Source organism: Sphaerisporangium sp. NPDC051017, from assembly GCF_040683095.1.
Classification (GTDB): Bacteria; Actinomycetota; Actinomycetes; order Streptosporangiales; family Streptosporangiaceae; genus Sphaerisporangium.
The window spans coordinates 39,867-56,812 of record NZ_JBFBCI010000039.1; the positions used below are offsets into that span (position 1 = coordinate 39,867).

The 16,946-nt window shown below is 71.7% G+C and carries 13 protein-coding genes; 5 read left to right on the forward strand and 8 right to left on the reverse strand.

Features of this window, described 5'->3' with window-relative positions; all coding sequences use genetic code 11:
* Nucleotides 1-54 precede the first annotated feature (54 nt).
* A complete protein-coding gene (locus AB0M95_RS26755; RefSeq protein ID WP_358521787.1) occupies nucleotides 55-1,653 on the reverse strand; it encodes an ABC-F family ATP-binding cassette domain-containing protein in 1,599 nt (532 codons plus the stop codon).
* A gap of 401 nt (nucleotides 1,654-2,054) precedes the next feature.
* On the opposite strand from AB0M95_RS26755, the gene AB0M95_RS26760 reads away from it, so the two are divergent.
* A complete protein-coding gene (locus AB0M95_RS26760; protein ID WP_363769960.1) occupies nucleotides 2,055-3,059 on the forward strand; it encodes a HAMP domain-containing sensor histidine kinase in 1,005 nt (334 codons plus the stop codon).
* A gap of 13 nt (nucleotides 3,060-3,072) precedes the next feature.
* Here AB0M95_RS26760 and AB0M95_RS26765 read toward each other — a convergent pair whose 3' ends face one another.
* Entirely contained in the window at nucleotides 3,073-3,873 is an 801-nt protein-coding gene (locus AB0M95_RS26765; RefSeq protein WP_363769963.1) for an acVLRF1 family peptidyl-tRNA hydrolase, read from the reverse strand.
* Between the two features lie 128 nt (nucleotides 3,874-4,001).
* Between AB0M95_RS26765 and AB0M95_RS26770 the strand changes: the two genes are divergently transcribed.
* Together AB0M95_RS26770 and AB0M95_RS26775 are read left to right on the forward strand one after the other, a co-directional pair.
* Nucleotides 4,002-5,186: an EAL domain-containing protein gene (locus AB0M95_RS26770; protein WP_363769968.1), complete on the forward strand. Its 1,185-nt coding sequence runs from the start codon at nucleotides 4,002-4,004 to the stop codon at nucleotides 5,184-5,186.
* 190 nt (nucleotides 5,187-5,376) lie between these two features.
* Entirely contained in the window at nucleotides 5,377-6,402 is a 1,026-nt protein-coding gene (locus tag AB0M95_RS26775; RefSeq protein ID WP_363769971.1) for a DUF2278 family protein, read from the forward strand.
* Between the two features lie 121 nt (nucleotides 6,403-6,523).
* Here the strand turns inward: AB0M95_RS26775 and AB0M95_RS26780 are convergent, their stop codons facing one another.
* From AB0M95_RS26780 to AB0M95_RS26805, 6 genes are all read right to left on the reverse strand, one after another.
* On the reverse strand, nucleotides 6,524-6,679 hold the full coding sequence (locus AB0M95_RS26780; RefSeq protein ID WP_363770075.1) for a hypothetical protein: 156 nt from the start codon (nucleotides 6,677-6,679) through the stop codon (nucleotides 6,524-6,526).
* Nucleotides 6,680-6,697: 18 nt separating this feature from the next.
* Nucleotides 6,698-7,486 (reverse strand): hypothetical protein, encoded by a 789-nt coding sequence (locus AB0M95_RS26785; protein WP_363769973.1) that lies wholly within the window; start codon nucleotides 7,484-7,486, stop codon nucleotides 6,698-6,700.
* A gap of 298 nt (nucleotides 7,487-7,784) precedes the next feature.
* On the reverse strand, nucleotides 7,785-8,630 hold the full coding sequence (gene hisG / locus AB0M95_RS26790; protein WP_358521813.1) for an ATP phosphoribosyltransferase: 846 nt from the start codon (nucleotides 8,628-8,630) through the stop codon (nucleotides 7,785-7,787).
* A gap of 66 nt (nucleotides 8,631-8,696) precedes the next feature.
* On the reverse strand, nucleotides 8,697-8,960 hold the full coding sequence (locus AB0M95_RS26795; protein ID WP_363769976.1) for a phosphoribosyl-ATP diphosphatase: 264 nt from the start codon (nucleotides 8,958-8,960) through the stop codon (nucleotides 8,697-8,699).
* Between the two features lie 377 nt (nucleotides 8,961-9,337).
* Complete coding sequence (locus AB0M95_RS26800; protein WP_363769979.1) at nucleotides 9,338-11,047, reverse strand: ThuA domain-containing protein; 1,710 nt, start codon at nucleotides 11,045-11,047, stop codon at nucleotides 9,338-9,340.
* A 136-nt stretch (nucleotides 11,048-11,183) separates the two neighbouring features.
* Entirely contained in the window at nucleotides 11,184-14,072 is a 2,889-nt protein-coding gene (locus AB0M95_RS26805; RefSeq protein ID WP_363769982.1) for a carbohydrate-binding protein, read from the reverse strand.
* Nucleotides 14,073-14,682: 610 nt separating this feature from the next.
* Here AB0M95_RS26805 and AB0M95_RS26810 point away from each other — a divergent pair.
* Together AB0M95_RS26810 and AB0M95_RS26815 are read left to right on the forward strand one after the other, a co-directional pair.
* Nucleotides 14,683-16,338: a histidinol-phosphatase gene (locus AB0M95_RS26810; protein ID WP_363769984.1), complete on the forward strand. Its 1,656-nt coding sequence runs from the start codon at nucleotides 14,683-14,685 to the stop codon at nucleotides 16,336-16,338.
* Nucleotides 16,335-16,907, forward strand: coding sequence for a hypothetical protein (locus tag AB0M95_RS26815; RefSeq protein ID WP_363769987.1), 573 nt, complete (start codon nucleotides 16,335-16,337; stop codon nucleotides 16,905-16,907). The genes AB0M95_RS26810 and AB0M95_RS26815 overlap by 4 nt, the downstream gene beginning before the upstream one ends.
* Nucleotides 16,908-16,946 lie beyond the last annotated feature (39 nt).

Consider the following 16,946-nt stretch of genomic DNA (forward strand, 5'->3'; position numbering starts at 1 on the left):
GCCGGATCGGCTACCTACTCCACGGGAAAAGATCCGTACCCGCTCAAATTAAGATCAGGCAAGTGCCACAAGATCGGAAAATTCATCACTCCAAGCGTCTTCCACTCCGTCCGGTAGCAAGATCACCCTATCTGGTCGTAGGGCCTCTACGGCACCCTCGTCATGTGTAACGAGGACAATTGCCCCAGAATAGGACCTCAGAGCTGAAAGTACTTGATCGCGGCTGATCGGATCCAGATTGTTCGTAGGTTCGTCCAACAGCAGGACGTTGGCGCTCGAGAGCACCAGTGTGGCCAGGGCCAGTCGGGTCTTCTCCCCTCCGGACAGGACCGAGGCGGGCTTGTCGGCGTCGTCGCCGGAGAACAGGAACGAGCCGAGCACGTTGCGCAGGCCGACGTCGGGCACGTCGGGACCGGCGGAGCGCATGTTCTCCAGCACGGTGCGGTCGCCGTCCAGGGTCTCGTGCTCCTGGGCGTAGTAGCCCAGCTTGAGGCCGTGACCAGGGCGGATCTGGCCGGTGTCGGGCTTCTCCAGGCCGCCCAGCATGCGCAGCAGCGTGGTCTTGCCCGCGCCGTTGAGACCGAGCACCACCACCCGGCTGCCCCGGTCGACGGCGGCGTCCACGTCGGTGAAGACCTCCAGCGAGCCGTAGGACTTCGACAGGCCGGTCGCCGTCAGCGGGGTGCGGCCGCAGGGGGCGGGATCGGGGAAGCGCAGCTTGGCGACCTTGTCGCTGCGGCGCTCCTCCTCGACGCCTGCGAGCAGGCGCCTGGCCCGCCGCTCCATGTCCTGCGCGGCCTTGGCCTTGGTCGCCTTGGCGCGCATGCGGTCGGCCTGCGAGAGGAGCTGGGACGCCTGGCGCTCGGCGTTGGCCCGCTCGCGCTTCCTGCGGCGCTCGTCGGCCTCGCGCTGGGCGAGATAGGCGGTCCAGCCGACGTTGTAGGTGTCGACGACGCAGCGGTTGGCGTCGAGGTGCAGGACGCGGTTGACCGTCGCTTCAAGAAGCCCGACATCGTGGCTAATAATGATCAAGCCGCCCTGGTGTGATCGTAAAAAATCACGAAGCCACCCGATTGAGTCTGCATCGAGGTGGTTTGTCGGCTCGTCAAGCAGGAGAGTCTCCGCTCCGCTGAACAGAATGCGGGCCAGCTCGACCCGTCGTCGCTGGCCGCCGGACAGGGTCTCCAGGGGCTGCTTGAGCACCCGGTCGGGCAGGCCCAGGCTGGAGGCGATCGACGCGGCCTCGGCCTCCGCCGCGTACCCGCCGAGGACGTGCAGCCGGTCCTCCAGGCGGCCGTACGCGCGGACGGCGCGGTCGCGGACGCGCTCGTCGGCCGAGGCCATGCCGCCCTCGGCCTCGCGCAGCTCCCGCAGCACCTCGTCCAGGCCGCGGGCGGACAGGATGCGGTCGGAGGCGAGCACCGCCAGGTCGCCCGTGCGGGGGTCCTGGGGGAGGTAGCCGACGCTGCCGCTGGTGGTGACGGTGCCGGTGGCGGGCAGGCCCTCGCCCGCGAGCACCTTGCACAGCGTGGTCTTGCCCGCGCCGTTGCGGCCCACCAGGCCGATGCGGTCGCCGGGGTTGACGCGGAAGGACGCCCCTTCGATGAGCAGGCGGGAACCGGCGCGCAGTTCGATGTCGGACGCGATGATCATGATGAGGGAACACTCCCAGAGCGGGGAACGAGATTCGAGGGACGTGCTGTCGGAAAAGAGCACGGGTGCCGCGAGACGGCCCGGCCGCCTCCGTGGTGAGTGCGCCGATCAATCGGGAGTGCGCATAGGCCTAGTGTAAGGCCCGCGCTCCCCTGGGGCCCCGTACCCGCGGCCCGGCGTCAGGCCGCCTGCCGCCGGGGTACTCGCCGACCGCGTTGTCGCAGGTCATTGCAGTTGAGCACGTAGAGTTGGGGAACGGAGACGCCGACCTGCAAACGTCGGCGCCCACCCGCGGAGGCAGGTGCCGTGCCCTCGCGGGTTCCCGCGTCACGACCTGACAGGAGGTCCCCCGGGCGGGTACCGGGGAGCGGGAGGCCGATACCGCGCGGACGGAGGCATCTGTGGGCATCTGGCACACGCGGTCGCCGTCATGCGACCACATCAGGCGCGGGCGGAATCGCCCCGGCGCCCGCCGGAACGCGGCGGGCGCCTCCTCGGGCACCGCCTCGGGTGCCGACGGGATCGCCGCGGTCGCCGGCAGAGTCGCCGGCGGCCTCCCCGCGGTCGCCCTCATCACCACCGCCGCCCTGGCCGCCCGGGCGGCCGGCAGGAAGGTGCTGCGCCGGGTGAGCGACATCTCGGCCGAACTGGCCGCGATCTACGAGGGCGACGCCGGCGGCAGCATCGCCCCGGAGCACGACCCCGAGGAGATCGCCGAGCTCGTCCGCCATCTCAACGTCACCCTGCAAATGCTCTCCCGGGAGCGCGGATTCACCTCCGACGTCTCCCACGAGCTCCGTTCTCCCATCACCGCGCTCCGGGCGGAGCTGGACGACGCGCTCCTGTACCCCGGCCAGACCGACGTGCCGACCCTGACCACCCGGCTGCTGCCGTGCGTCGACCGACTGGAGGCCATGGTGACGGACCTGCTGACGCTGGCGCGGTCGCGGGTGGGGCGCGCCGGGCGGCGTGAACGGTTCGACCTCGACGAGTGCGCGCGTCAGGTGGTGTCGGAGCGGCTGGACCGGTGCCCGGTCACCCTGATGGCCGGCTCGGGCGTCACGGTGGACGCCGTGCCCGCCGAGATCAGGCGGGCCCTGGTCAACCTGCTGGACAACGCCCAGCGCTACGCCCGCAAGACGGTGGACGTCGAGGTCCGGCGGCAGGGCGGCGACGCGCTGCTCGCGGTGTCCGACGACGGCGAGGGGGTGCCCGAGGCCGACCGGCGGCGGATCTTCGAGCGGTTCACCCGGCTCGACGTCTGCCCCGAGCGCGACGGCCTGGGCACCGGCCTCGGCCTGGCGATCACGCAGGAGATCGTCCGCGGGCACGGCGGGTCGATCCACGTCGAGGACTCCGAAACCGGCGGGGCGCGGTTCGTCCTGCGCCTCCCGCTGTCCGCCTGACGCGGGCGCGGGCTCATTCCTCCGGGTCGACGACGCGGATGCGCACCGCCCTGAACCTCTGAGGCGTCTCCTTCAGCACGGCCAGCCGGGGGTCGGGGACGTCCAGGAACGGCCCGGACGCGAGCGCGAAGACGGCGGCGAGCCTGCGGTCCTCGCGCAGCGCGTCGGCCGCCCGCCGGTCCCCGCCGAGCACGACGGCGTCCAGGTCGGGCACGTGCGGGCCGAGCACCCGGGCGGCGACGTCGGCCGCCGCCCCGAGGGCCTCGTCCGCCTGCTTGCGCCTGCGCCGGGCGAAGCGCTGCTGGGACCAGCCCCCGGCGGCGCTGCGCCCGTAGACCTGCCGGGAGCCGACCTTGGAGGCCACCAGGCGCTCGCCCTCGAACACGCCGGCGGCGTACCCGCCCAGGCGCACGAGCAGCACCCCGACGCGCCGTTCGCGCGCCGCGTGCGCCGCCAGGTCCGCCACGGGGCCACCCTCGCCGGCCGGGCCGTCCTGGACCGGCAGCGGAGGGAACGGCACGTGGCACTCGGCCAGGGCGCCGTCCTCGGCCCGCAGCCGGACCACGTCGCCCTCCGTGACGGCGACGACGGGGCCGTGACGTCCGGCGAACCCCTGCGCCCAGCCCGCGAGGCGCTCGGGGGCGACCGACACCCACCGCCCGCCTCCCGCCGCGGGACGTGACGTCACGATCTCCTCCTCCCGGGCCCGGGCGAACCCGCGCGCCGCCTGACCGCACACCTTACCGAGGGCGGGATCCCGGCGGTCGCGGGCGGCTCGGGGAGGGCGGGACGAGGGGTCCGGGACCGTGATCATGGTCACGAACGGTGACACTGTTCCGGACTTCCAGTAAAGAAGAACTTCCCTTCCAACGAAAGGGGAAATGTGGGTGAATTCGCCTTTCTGGGCGGTAGTTCCCCCTGAAACCGCAGGACAATCGCCACGTGACGGTCCCCAGGTCCACCTCTCCGGCCGCTTCACCCCCGGAACTCTCCACCGCCGACGACGCCTACCGCCAGGCGTCCGGCGGCTCTCCCCTATTCCAGCCGATCGTCGACCTCGACACCGGCGGGGTGATCGCCGTCGAGGCCGGCGCCGGCGTCACGCTTCCCGGCTTCTCACGTGACATCTCCTCCGCCGTCGCCGCCGCCTACGCCGCCGCGCGCGAGGAGGCCCTGCTGCCCCTCCTCCTGACCGTCGCGTCGGGGGCCGTGATCGAGGGCTCCGCCGCCATGGCGCCGCTCCACGAGGCGATGCGCGCCACGCGACGGCGGCCCCGCGAGGTCATCCTGGTCGTCACGGGCGACTTCCCCCCCGAGTACCGCCAGGCGCTCCTGGTCGGCGTCGAGGGCCTGCGGGCCATCGGGTACCTGGTCGCCCTCGGCGGCCTCGGCACCACCCACATGCCGCTGGACCTGGTCGCCGACGCCTCGCCGTACGCGGCCGTCCTGTCCCCCGAATTGGTCGACCGCATCCCCCGCGACCCGCGGCGCAACGCGCTCGGCGAGGCCGTCGCCCAGATGGCCAAGACCATCGGCATCCACGTGCTCGCGCCGCACGTGCGCGACGAGATGCAGCTCACCACGCTGCGCGGCTGGGGCATCCGGCTCGCCCAGGGCCCGCTGCTCGCCCCGCCCGACTGGCGTCCCGCGCACGGCCGCGTGCACGTCCCCCTGCCGGTGCCGGCGTCGGCCGCCGAGCCGTCCACGATCGACCTCGGCCCGCGGGTCCAGGAGTTCCTCATGCCCGCGGTCACCCTGGAGATGGACGCGACGGCCGAGGACGTGGTCGACGCGCTCGGCACCGAGCCGTCGATCACCAGCGTCATCCTGGTGGACGAGTACCAGCGGCCTCGGGGCAGCGTGGAGCGCAGCCGCTTCCTGCTGTCCATCGCCGGGCCCTACGGCCACGCCCTGCACGCCAAGAAGCCCGCCCACCGCCTGGCCGACGCGCCGCGCGTCGTGCCGAAGACGACGCCCGCGATCGCGGCCATGCAGGTCGCGGGCAAGGACGGCGCCCGCGTCTACGACGACCTGGTCGTGGTGGACGAGGTGGGGCGGTGCATGGGGGTGGTCCACGTCGGCGACCTGATCCGCCACGTCGCCGACCTGCGCCCGGGACGCCGCTGAGGGACGTCCGGGAACGTTCCGGCCGTACCGGGCCGTCCCCTCGCGCCGTTTCGGGCCCGGCCTCGCGTGTCGCGCCCCGGTGGGCCTGGATGCGCGACCGGCCCGGCGTTACCCTGCTCCTGGCGCGCCGGGGGGCGCGGGGGAACGGGGGCGGCGCGGGCATGTTCCGCTCCCTTGGAAGGGGTTCGCGATGCCGCTCAAGTCTTATGGTGTGCTCGCCGGCCGGGCGGTCGCCCGGCGCAGGGAAGGCCGCGGCGACACACCGCACTACCAGATCCACCTCGTCGACGACATGGGCACGAACTACCGGGCGGCGGTCAACGTCCTGTCCCAGCAGGCGCCCTCGGAGCTGCTGTACGCGGCGGTGGAGGACTTCCGTCACCCGCTCACCGCGGCGCTGCCGCCCGCGGGCAGCGGCTGGACGTCGCTGCCCAGCGCCCCGGGCGGCGCCGCGGGGGACTTCATCCGGGGCAACCTGTTCGACCCGGCGGCCATGCGCCCGCTGCCGCCGGACCTGCCCGGCGAGGACAACGACCTGGCCGACCTGCTGGACCACTACGTCCAGCGGGCGATCGGCGACCCGCGGGCCGGGGTGTACGTCCTCGGCGAACGCTGGGGGCCCGAGCCGAGGACCGCGGACAAGATCTTCGGGTTCCTGCCCGGCAACGGCGTGCACGACGTGCACATGAACCAGGGCAACAGCGGCCGCTTCCGCGCCGACGACCACGTGTGGCAGGACGGGGCCCTGCTGGTGCACCTTCCGGCCCAGTCGCGGCCGGCCGAGTCGCGGTGGGTGGGCATCTTCCTGGCCTTCCAGTCCCAGGCCTGGCACACCGACGACGTCACCGGGCACGCCCTCGCCGAGGCGCCGGCCCGTCCCGCCACCGGCGCGGACGCGCGGGTGCGGATCATCGCGGCGCTGGCCAACCCCACCGGCCCGGCGCCCGAGCACGAGACCGTCACGCTGCTCAACGCCTCGCCCGACCCGGTCGACCTGGCCGGGTGGCGCCTCGCCGACCGCGCCAAGAACGTCCTGGCCCTTCCCGCCGGGCCGCTGGCCCCGGGCACGACCCTGGTGGTGCCGACCGGCGAGGGGCTCCAGCTCGGCAACAAGGGCGGGGCGATCACCCTGCTGGACCCGGCCGGACTGAAGGTCCACGGCGTGGCCTACACCGCCGACCAGGCCGCCCGGGAGGGGTGGACCATCACCTTCTGATACCTTCCTGACGCCTTCTGACAGTGAGGATGTAGGTGAGCGCCTTCCGGCGGGGTTTGACCCCACTTCTGACTGACCGCAGGGTCCTTAACGGGATCTGTCGGCCCCGGCCGGAAGGCGCTCACCTGCACTCACTGGACGCGGCGCGTGACCTTATAGGAGCCTGGCCAGAGGCCCCGTCACTGGCCCTTGCGCGGACCACGACCCAGCCCTCGCGGTGCAGCGGAGAGACGGTGGGGGCCCTCCATGCCAGGGTGATCGCGATTGCCTCGTCGATGCGCTGAGGGGGCTGCGCTCAGCCCCCGATGGGGCCGTAGTTGGCGACCGAGGAGATGCGGTCGTTCCAGCCGATCCGGCCCAGGTCGGGTATGTCGATGCCCGGGGTGCCGTACAGCCTGATGCCGCCGTAGTTGATGTGCTCGTAGTAGAAGACCAGGCAGTTGGTCGCGCCGATCGAGCTGATGGTGTCGTTCCAGTCGGAGCCGGGCCAGGAGCCGTGCCTGACCCGGGTCAGGTCGGGCCAGCCGAGCTTGGCGCCCAGCCAGAACCAGTCACCGCCGTAGAAGTGGTGCTCGAACATCTGCACCTCACCGATCGTGGGCGGCCGAGGGCCGGCGCGCATGTCGTCGGGCGTGGCGGTGCGTGTGCTCGACCGGCCGATCGCCTTGGCCGCCCATATCGCCGTGCGCAGCGGCCGGTCGTCGGTGAAGGCCAGGATGCGATCGGTGGAACCGTCGGCCACGAAGGTCAGCACCTGACCGTCGAAGCGCGTGACGTCCGCCGGGTCGTACTCGACGCCGTCGATGACCACGGCCACCTGCGGCACCCGGTGCGACAGGAGCGCGGACGGCGGGTCGGCGTCCACCGGAACGGGCGCGAGAAGGCGGGTGGAGTCGAGGGGCTCGGGCTCGGCGGGTGGCGGCACCGCCAGGGCGTGCTGGACCAGGGACTCCAGCGTGGTGATGCCCGCCTCGCGCAGGACGGCCAGGACGTCGTCCTCGTTCAGCCCGCCGACGTTCCCGGAGAACCGCAGAAGCCTATCGACGCCTCGCCGGGTCTCGACGCTGAGCTGATCACTTGACATGGGTGTGTCTCCGTTCGAGGGGGGTACTCGAGAGACGCCCACCATGGTCGGAGGGCCGCGACCAAGCATATCCGAAACGTAGTCGACCGACCACATTCAGTTAGAGTCGTCTGCGAGCCTCCTTATCCGGAGGCGTTGCGGAACCTGGGTGAAGCGCCGGGAGCCGCGCCTGTGGGCCTTTCACTGCTGCACCGTAGGCAGCGACTGCTGCCACCGCCGATTTCCGCAGCCCGCGGGCTCAGGGACCGCGGGCTCGGATACGGCGGCGTCAGATACGGCGGGCTCAGATACGGCGGGCTCAGATGCGGCAGGCGAAGATGGCCGTGGCGAGGACGGCCTTGGCGCCGATCTCCGAGAGCCGGTCCATGACCTGCTGGTGGCCCTTGCGCGGGACCATCGCGCGGACCGCGACCCAGCCCTCGCGGTGCAGCGGCGAGACCGTGGGCCCCTCCATGCCGGGGGTGATCGCGATGGCCTCGTCGATGCGCTCGGCCCGGATGTCGTAGTCGATCATGACGTAGTCGCGGGCGACGATGACGCCCTGCAGCCGCCGGACGAGCTGGCGGACGCCGTTGGTCTCCTCGGCGCCGACCTGCTTGATCAGCACGGCCTGGGAGTGGGCGATCGGGTCGCCGAAGACCTCCAGGCCGACGTTGCGCAGGGTGGTGCCGGTCTCGACGACGTCGGCCACGGCGTCGGCGACCCCGAGGCGGATCGCGGTCTCGACCGCGCCGTCCAGCTTGATCACCCGGGCCTCGACGCCGACATCGGCGAGGTGCTTGCCGAGCAGCCCGGCGTAGGAGGTGGCCACGCGCATGCCCTCCAGGTCCTTGACCGAGGAGAACGCGCCGGCCTTGGCGGCGAAGCGGAAGGTGGAGACGCCGAACCCGAGCGGCATGACCTCCTCGGCAGGGGCGCCGGAGTCGAAGAGCATGTCCAGGCCGGTGATGCCGGCGTCGAGCGTGCCCTCGCCGACGTAGACGGCGATGTCGCGGGGGCGCAGGAAGAACAGCTCGCAGCCGTTGTCGGGGTCGACGACGACGAGTTCCTTGGAATCCCTGCGGGGGCGGTAGCCCGCCTCCTTGAGGATGGTCTGGGCGGCCTCGGTGAGGACGCCCTTGTTCGGTACGGCTATGCGCAGCATGGCTTACGGAGATTCCTTCGGATCGGAGAGACGAGGCCGGTCGGCGAAGGCCGGGAGGGACCCGGCCTAGAGATGCTTGTAGACCTCGTCGAGCCCGATGCCCCGGGCGATCATCAGGACCTGCACGTGGTAGAGGAGCTGGGAGATCTCTTCGGCCGCGCGCTCGGCGGACTCGTGCTCGGCCGCCATCCAGCTCTCGGCGGCCTCCTCCACGACCTTCTTGCCGATGGCGTGGACACCGGCGTCCAGCGCCGCGACGGTGCCCGACCCCGCGGGGCGGGTGCGCGCCTTGTCCGACAGCTCGGCGAACAGCTCTTCGAAGGTCTTCATGATCTCTCTCACGTCGGGGTGCCTGCTCGTCAAGAGTAGTCGTCCGCCGCTGGAAGACGTGTCAGGCTCTCACCTGGCGAGATCGCGTCACGGTTCCCGGGCGTGCCGGGACGTCCCCGCGGCCCGGCACCGGGGGGCGCGCCGGGACGCGGGGAACCCTGTCACCCCGTCCGCCCGGGACCACCGGGGCGCCGCGGTGTCGGCGTCACCGCGGCGCGTCCGGGACAGCGATGCCCGGGGCCGGACGGGGCGCGGAGACGGGGCCGGTCGGCGTCGCGGTCCCGCCTCACGTTCTCCATGCCTTATGGCCTTCTACGGCCTTTGCCGACTCGTAGGGGAAATGCGTGGCGTGTCCCTGAATGGATCAACCGTTTGCCTTACGGCAGCACCCACTTCTGGTTGGGGATGCCGGCGACGCAGTCCCAGATATGGATCTGGGTGCCGTCGGCGGAGTTGTTGCCGGCGACGTCCAGGCACTTGCCGGACTGCGGGTTGCGCACCGTGCCGTCGCCCTGCGGCGCCCAGTTCTGCGCGCCGGTGTCGTTGCAGGTCCACAGCTGCACCTTGGTGCCGTTGGCGGTGCCGGCGTTGCTGACGTCCAGGCACTTGCCGAGCGCCCTGATCGTCTGGCCGTTGCCCGTGGTCCACTGCTGTGCCCCGGTGCCGTTGCAGGTGTAGAGCTGCACCTTGGTGCCGTCGGCGGTGCCGGCGTTGCTGACGTCCAGGCACTTGCCCGCCAGGCCCTTGATCGGACCGGTGCGGGTGGTGGGGGGCGCGCCGAGCTCCTTGATGCGGATGTTGCGGAACGAGACGTCGTCGCCGTCGCCGTGGTTCTGGAGGCCGATGTGGCCCTGGCGCAGGCTGCGGACGGGGTCGGTGTTGGTGAAGTCGTTGATCTTGGTGCCGTTCAGGAAGATCTGCACGCGCTCGCCCTCGACCAGCAGCTCGTAGGTGTTCCACTCGCCGGGCGGGTTGAGCGCGGCGTCGCGGGCGGCGACGTCGGCGGACTTGAACCCGTAGACCGAGCCGGTCGTCTTGTCGGGGGCGTCGGTGGCGTCGATCTGGATCTCGTAGCCGTTGTTCACCGCCGACCACGGGTCGCTGCTGGCCGGGAAGCCGATGAACACGCCGGAGTTGTCGTCGCCCGGCATCTTCCAGTCGAGCTTCAGGGAGTAGGAGCCGAACTCCTTGGCCGAGTACCACAGCATGCCGAGGCCGCCGAAGGAGGTCAGGGCGCCGTCGGCGTTGGTGAACCCGCCGGGCCCGGCCTGCGACCAGCCGGTGGTCGATCCGTTGTACAGCGTGGTGTAGCCGGACTCGGGACGGCAGTCCGCCTTGGTCTTGCCCGCCGCGTAGCGGATGCCGCCGAGCAGGTGGGCCCGGAAGGGGGCCTCGGAGAAGGAGGCGATGGTGTGGCCGCCGCCGGTGTAGAACGAGCGCCCGCCGCCGTAGGTCTTGCACCACGCCGTCGGGTGGTCGGCGCCCATGGTGCCGCCGGTGTAGGAGCCCTCGTCCAGGGTGGCCAGCACGCGGGCCGAGGCGCGGGGGTTGGTCTGGTAGTTGTACCACTCGTCGGTGCGGGTCCAGGTCGCCGGCAGCGAGGCGGTGGCGGCGTGCGCGCGGTCCACGACCCGGACGCCGGCCTGCTGGATGGCCGGGTGGGACGAGAACCAGGCGCCGACGAGCTGGCCGTAGAACGGCCAGTCGTACTCGGTGTCGGCGGCGGCGTGGACGCCCACGTACCCCTTGCCCGAGGCGATGTAGGACTCGAAGGCCGTCTGCTGGGCGGCGTTCAGCACGTCGCCGGTGGTGCTCAGGAAGATCACGGCCGCGTACTGGGCGAGGTTGCCGGTGGTGAACGCGGCGGCGTCCTCGGTCGCGTCGACGGTGAAGTTATTGGCCGCGCCGAGGTCGCGGACGGCCTGGATCCCCGCGGGGATCGAGTCGTGCCGGAATCCGGCGGTCTTGGCGAACACGAGCACCTTGTAGGGGGTGTCGGCCGCCATCGCCTGGCCCGTGCCGGCGCAGACCATGGCGGTGACGATGGCCGCCACCATGACCAGAGCGCGGCGCAGATGGTGTCTCAACTTGCTCCCTCCTTGTCCTGAGTGCCGAGTCGATGCCGTTGAGCGCTCCCGTGCCGGGAGCACTCCACCGGCGGCCCTCCCGGGCCGGTCGCAAACGGGGCGGCGCGAGGGCCGCCCCGTCAGCAGACGCGACCGGTCAGGGCAGGGTCCACTTCTGGTTGGCGGCGCCGGCGACGCAGTCCCAGATCTGGACCTGGGTGCCGTCGGCGGAGTTGTTACCGGCGACGTCCAGGCACTTGGCGGACTGCGGGTTGCGGAGCGTGCCGTCGCTCTGCGCCGCCCAGTTCTGCGCTCCGGTGCCGTTGCAGGTGTAGAGCTGCGCCTTGGTGCCGTTGGCGGTCGCTCCACCGGCCACGTCCAGGCACTTGCCGAGCGCCCGGAGGGTCTGGCCGTTCACCGCCCAGTTCTGCGCGCCCGTGCCGTTGCAGGTGTAGAGCTGCACCTTGGTGCCGTCAGCGGTGTCGGCGTTGCTGACGTCCAGGCACTTGCCCGCCAGGCCCTTCACCGGGCCGTTGCGGGCGGGGGCGCCGGTCGCGAAGGTGAAGGAATCGACGTCGTACAGCGCTCCCGCCCCGCCCTTGAACACCAGGTAGAGCGTGGTGGCACCCGCCGGCCCCGGGTTCAGGGGGGCGGTGACGTCGCGGAAGGTCTCCCACCCGCCGGTCACCGGCACCGTCACGGCGCCGAGCAGGGTGCCCGTGGCCGACCCGGCCCGCACCTCCAGCGTGCCGCCGGCGCCGGCCGAGGAGACGCGCGCGGTGAAGGAGGTGACGCCGGAGAGCAGGTAGGGCTGGAAGGCGATCCAGTCGCCGTTTTCGATGTCGCCCACCGTCTTGCCGCCCTCGGCGCCCGCGTGGTTGATCGGGTTGACGCCGGAGGAGGACGAGTAGTGCTCGGCCTGGCGGTGCCTGGGCTGCAGCGTCACCTGGGCCGTGCCCTTCAGGCCGCCGGGGTCGGTGTACTCGGCGACCAGGACGCCGAAGGTGTTGGCGTCGGTGGCGTGCTCGCCGTCGACCGCGGTGGTGATCGTGCCCGAGCAGCCGGTCTTCGAGGTCATGGCGTGCGCGTGGCTGTCGTGGCCGAGCAGGTAGTTCATGGTGACCTTGGCGCAGTCCACCGTCCCGCCGTCGGGGTCGGTGACGCTGATGCCGTAGGAGACGGTGTCGCCGAAGGTGAACGGCTGCCCGTCCCCGGGCGAGGTGATCGTCACCTGCGGGGCCGTGTTGCCGACCGTGATGATCGCGTTCGCCGATCCCGTCGCCCCCTGCGGGTCCCTGACCGTCAGCGTGGCGGTGTAGGTGCCGTTGGCGGTGTAGGTGTGGGAGGGGTTGGCGGCGGTGGAGGTGCCGCCGTCGCCGAACGTCCACGCGTACGTCAGCGCGCCGCCCTCGGGGTCGGAGCTGCCGGCGGAGGAGAAGGCCACCGTCAGCGGCGCCAGGCCGGAGGTCGGGGCGGCGCTCGCCCGCGCGGTCGGCGCCCGGTTGCCGGTGCCGATGTGCTCGATGCGGTACAGCGCCGAGTTGGCGTCGCCGCCGAAGTACCCAGTGCCGTAGTCCAGGACGTACAGCGCGCCGTCGGGGCCGAAGGCCTGGTCCATGACCTGCTTGCCGGTGAACGGGACCGAGGTGATCGCGCCGCGGGCGCCGCCCGGGCCGACTTCGATGGCCTTGATCCAGCCCCGCCCGAACTCACCGGCGAAGAACACCCCGTCCAGTTCCTGCGGGAACTTCACCGGCGAGGTGGAAGAGGCGTCGTAGCGGTAGACGGGGCCGCCCATGGGCGACTCGGAGCCGCCGCCGAACTCCGGCGGGGAGCCGGCGTCGCCGCCGTACCGGATCCAGGCGGGCTGGGCGGCGGGGAGCGTGGGCCGCCCGGTGTTGCGGAAGGAGTTGTTCGCCGGGCCGCCGGCGCAGTTGTACTTCGCGCCGTTGACGCCGGTGGCGAAGTCGTACTCGGCGTAGGTCTCGGCGGCGGTGTTGGTCCCGGTGCAGTACGGCCAGCCGAAGAAGCCGGGGCCGGTGATCCGGTTGAACTCGACCTGGCCGCTCGGGCCGCGCGCCGAACTGGTCCCGGAGTCGGGGCCGTAGTCGCCGAGGTAGACGACGCCGGTGGCCTTGTCCACGCTCATGCGGAACGGGTTGCGAAAGCCCATGGCGTAGATCTCGGGGCGGGTGTTCGCGGTGCCGGGGGCGAACATGTTGCCGGCCGGGATGGAGTACGTGCCGTTGTCGTTCACCTTGACGCGCAGCACCTTGCCGCGCAGGTCGTTGGTGTTGGCGGAGGTCCGCTGCGCGTCGAAGACGGGGTTGCGGTCGGCGCGCTCGTCGATGGGGCTGTACCCGTCGGAGGAGAAGGGGTTGGTGTCGTCGCCCGTGCTCAGGTAGAGGTTGCCCGCGGCGTCGAAGTCGATGTCCCCGCCGACGTGGCAGCACATGCCCCGATCGGCGGGCACGTCGAGGACCTTCACCTCGCTGCCGGCCTGGAGCTTCCAGTCGGCGGTGAGGGTGAACCGGGAGAGCCGGTTGACGCCCTGCCAGGCCGTCCAGTTCGTTCCGTTCGCCGGGGCGTCGCCCGCGGGGGTGGACAGCGGGGGCGCGTAGTACAGGTAGATCCGGCGGTTGGTGGCGAAGCCGGGGTCGACGCCGACGCCCTGGAGCCCCTCCTCGTCGTGGGTGTAGACGGGGAGCGTGCCGACCACGGATGTCGTGCCGGCGGCGTCGGTGCGCCGTAGTGTGCCGTCGCGGGCGGTGTGCAGCACCGAGCGGTCCGGCAGGACGGCCAGCGACATGGGCTCGCCGACCTCGGCCACGCCCTTGGCCATCGTGACCTGCTGGAACGCCGCGGGGTTGACGGGCACCGCGGCGGCCGGGGACGCCCCGGCGACCAGCGCGCCCGCCGCCACGAGCAGAGAGGCCGCCGCCGCCCTGGCCCCGCGGGTGAGGCGCCACGCGAGGCGCCCCGATGGGGCGCGGCCGGGCGCGCCCGCGCCCATCGGCGCGCGCCGGTGTGGAATCGCCGTTGACATGCTCAATGTCTCCTTCCCTGGCCGATGTCTCGCCAGGCAAGGCGCGCCGCCCCCGCGCCTTGGGCACAGGTGCGTGCCCGGTCCTGTTTCCCGGAGGTTACGAACCGCACCTTCGGGGCTATTGGCCGCGACTCTAGATTCTTTCGATCGACCCGTCCAGCCTTTAGATCGGTAAATCGTAACTTTCGCTGATATGGGCGGAAGTTTGCGCGCGCTCGCCCCCGAGAAAGGTGACGGGCCGCCGGGAACCCCGTCGGCGCCGAGGATTCCGGCCATCCGAAACACGGCCGACAAACACCTCGATATGCCCAAGCGACCCAAAAGTCGATTTGTCCTGACATTCAGTCACAAAACTCCGGACATCCGTCCGGCGTGGCACACAAACCCGGTGGTCAGACGGCCCGGTGCCACGATCGCAAGCCACTCGACCCTCACCGGATCCGGTGTGTTCATGTCCGGTTAAGCGCCTTTTGCCATGGTTCCTCAGTAGCCGGACCAAGATCGATCCGGCGGGATGGAAAGGCAACACATGGGCCACGGGCACGATCACCCGCATGATCACTCTCACCCGCACACTCACGGCCACGGGGCCGGTCAGGACCAGGGCGACATGGCCCCGGTCGTCGACCTGACGATCCCGGACGCCGAGCTCTCCCCGTCCGAGCTCTCGCGGCGCCAGATGTTCCGCCGCGCCGGCCTGCTCGGCGCCGGCCTCACCGCCGCCGGCGTGCTCGGGACGCAGGGCCAGGCCGCCGCGTCGGCCTCCTCCGAGCGCCGCGCCCGCCACGGCGACGAGCCGCGCGACGGGTACCACTGGCTGGCCGGTGACCACCACATCCACACCCAGCACAGCAGCGACGCCCAGTACCGCGTCATCGACCAGGTCATTCACGGCAACGCGTACGGCCTGGACTGGATGGTCATCACCGACCACGGCAGCGTCGCGCACGCCAAGATCGGCGTCGAGAAGGTCAACCCCGACATCGTCGAGGCCCGCCGGGCCATCGACGACACCCTGGTCTTCCAGGGCCTGGAGTGGAACATCCCGGCCGCCGAGCACGGCACCGTCTTCGTGGCCCCCGGCCGCAACGAGGTCGCCACGCTGAAGGAGTTCGAGAACTCCTTCGACGGCACGGTCAAGGGCGCGAGCTCCAACACCCCGCAGAACGAGGCGCTCGCCATCGCGGGCCTGAACTTCCTGGCGGACGCGGTGAAGAGGCGCCGCGTCGACGACGCGCTGTTCCTCGCCAACCACCCCTCGCGCAAGGGCATCGACTCCCCGCACGAGGTCCGGGGCTGGCGCGACGCCCAGCCGGACATCGCCATCGGCATGGAGGGCGCGCCGGGCCACCAGGCCGCGGGCATCGCCAAGCCGAACGGCGGCGGCTCCGGCCGCGGCTACTACGACAACACCCCGAGCGCGGACTCCTTCCCCGGGTACCCGGCCGAGAGCTACAAGACCTTCGGCGGCTTCGACTGGATGACCTCGACGGTCGGCGGCCTGTGGGACAGCCTCCTCGCCGAGGGCAAGGGCTGGTGGATCACCGCCAACTCCGACTCCCACACCGTCTGGGGCGACACCAGCGTGCGCGGCCCGGGCAGCGACTTCAACGCCAACGGCCGGTACAACGACCCGGTCCACGGCGGCACCGCGCCCAACCTCACCAACGGCGACTTCTGGCCCGGCTACTACAGCCGGACGCACGTCGGCGCGCGCGGCTTCTCCTACCGCGCCGTCATGGACGGCCTGCGCCAGGGCCGCGTCTGGGTGGACCACGGTGGCCTGATCAGCGGCCTGGTCGTGCGGGTCCGCGAGGTCCGCGGCGGCGAGCGCGGCGTCACCCTCGGTGACACGCTGCAGGTCCGCAAGGGCGCCAAGGTCGAGGTCTCCATCGAGATCACGCTGGCGAACCAGCCCAACTGGGCGCAGTTCGTGCCGACCCTGGCCCGCGTGGACGTCATCCAGGGCGACGTGACCGGCCCCGTCTCCAACAAGGACGTCTTCACGACCCCGGCGACGAAGGTCGTCAAGTCCTACGAGGTCGGCAAGAACACCGGCACGGTCAGCTTCACCTACCAGCTCGGCGAGGTCGCCAAGCCGGTGTACGTGCGCCTGCGCGGCACCGACGGCAACCGCAGCGCCACGGGTCTGCTCGGCGCGTCCGTCGACCCGGCCGGTCCGGCGATCGACGTCTTCGGCGACGCCGACCCGTGGAAGGACCTGTGGTTCTACAGCAACCCGATCTGGATCGTGCCCCGCGGATGATCCTCGGACTGGACGCGGGCACGCGGACGGTTCCCGAGGCCGAGCACCTTCTCCATGACATGGTGGAGGCGCTCGGCCTCCCGGCCGGGACCATCGGCTGCACGCACTTCGTACGCACGGCGACGGGCCTGCCGCACGTCGCCCTCTCCCTGTCCCTCGCCGGCCACCCGGCGGACGGCGACGTGGACCTCTCCGCGGTGCCCGAGAGCATCGGCGTGGCGCTCGGCGAGCGCCGGAACGGGCCCGGGGACCTGGCGGAGGGCGCGGCGCTGGCCGCCGCCGAGCACGCCGGCAGATCCGGCGGACGTCTGGTGGTCTACCCCGGGCACGCAGAGCTGACCGGGACGCTGAGCGTTTCGGAGGTGCTGGCCCGCTCGGCGATCGATCAGGTCGCCGTGCTGGCACAGGCCGAGGAGCCGCCCTCCGACGCCCCGGTCGCGACCCAGGACTTCGTCCGGCCGCAGTGGCGGGACGGGCGGGCCGTCCTGCTGACGATGCCCGCCAGGGGCGGGCTGCTCATGCCCGCCGAGGTGCCGAACCCGACGCCCTGCTGCGCCGACCACTCCTGACGGCTTCCCCGGCCCACGACCGAGCCGCCCGGCGTTCCC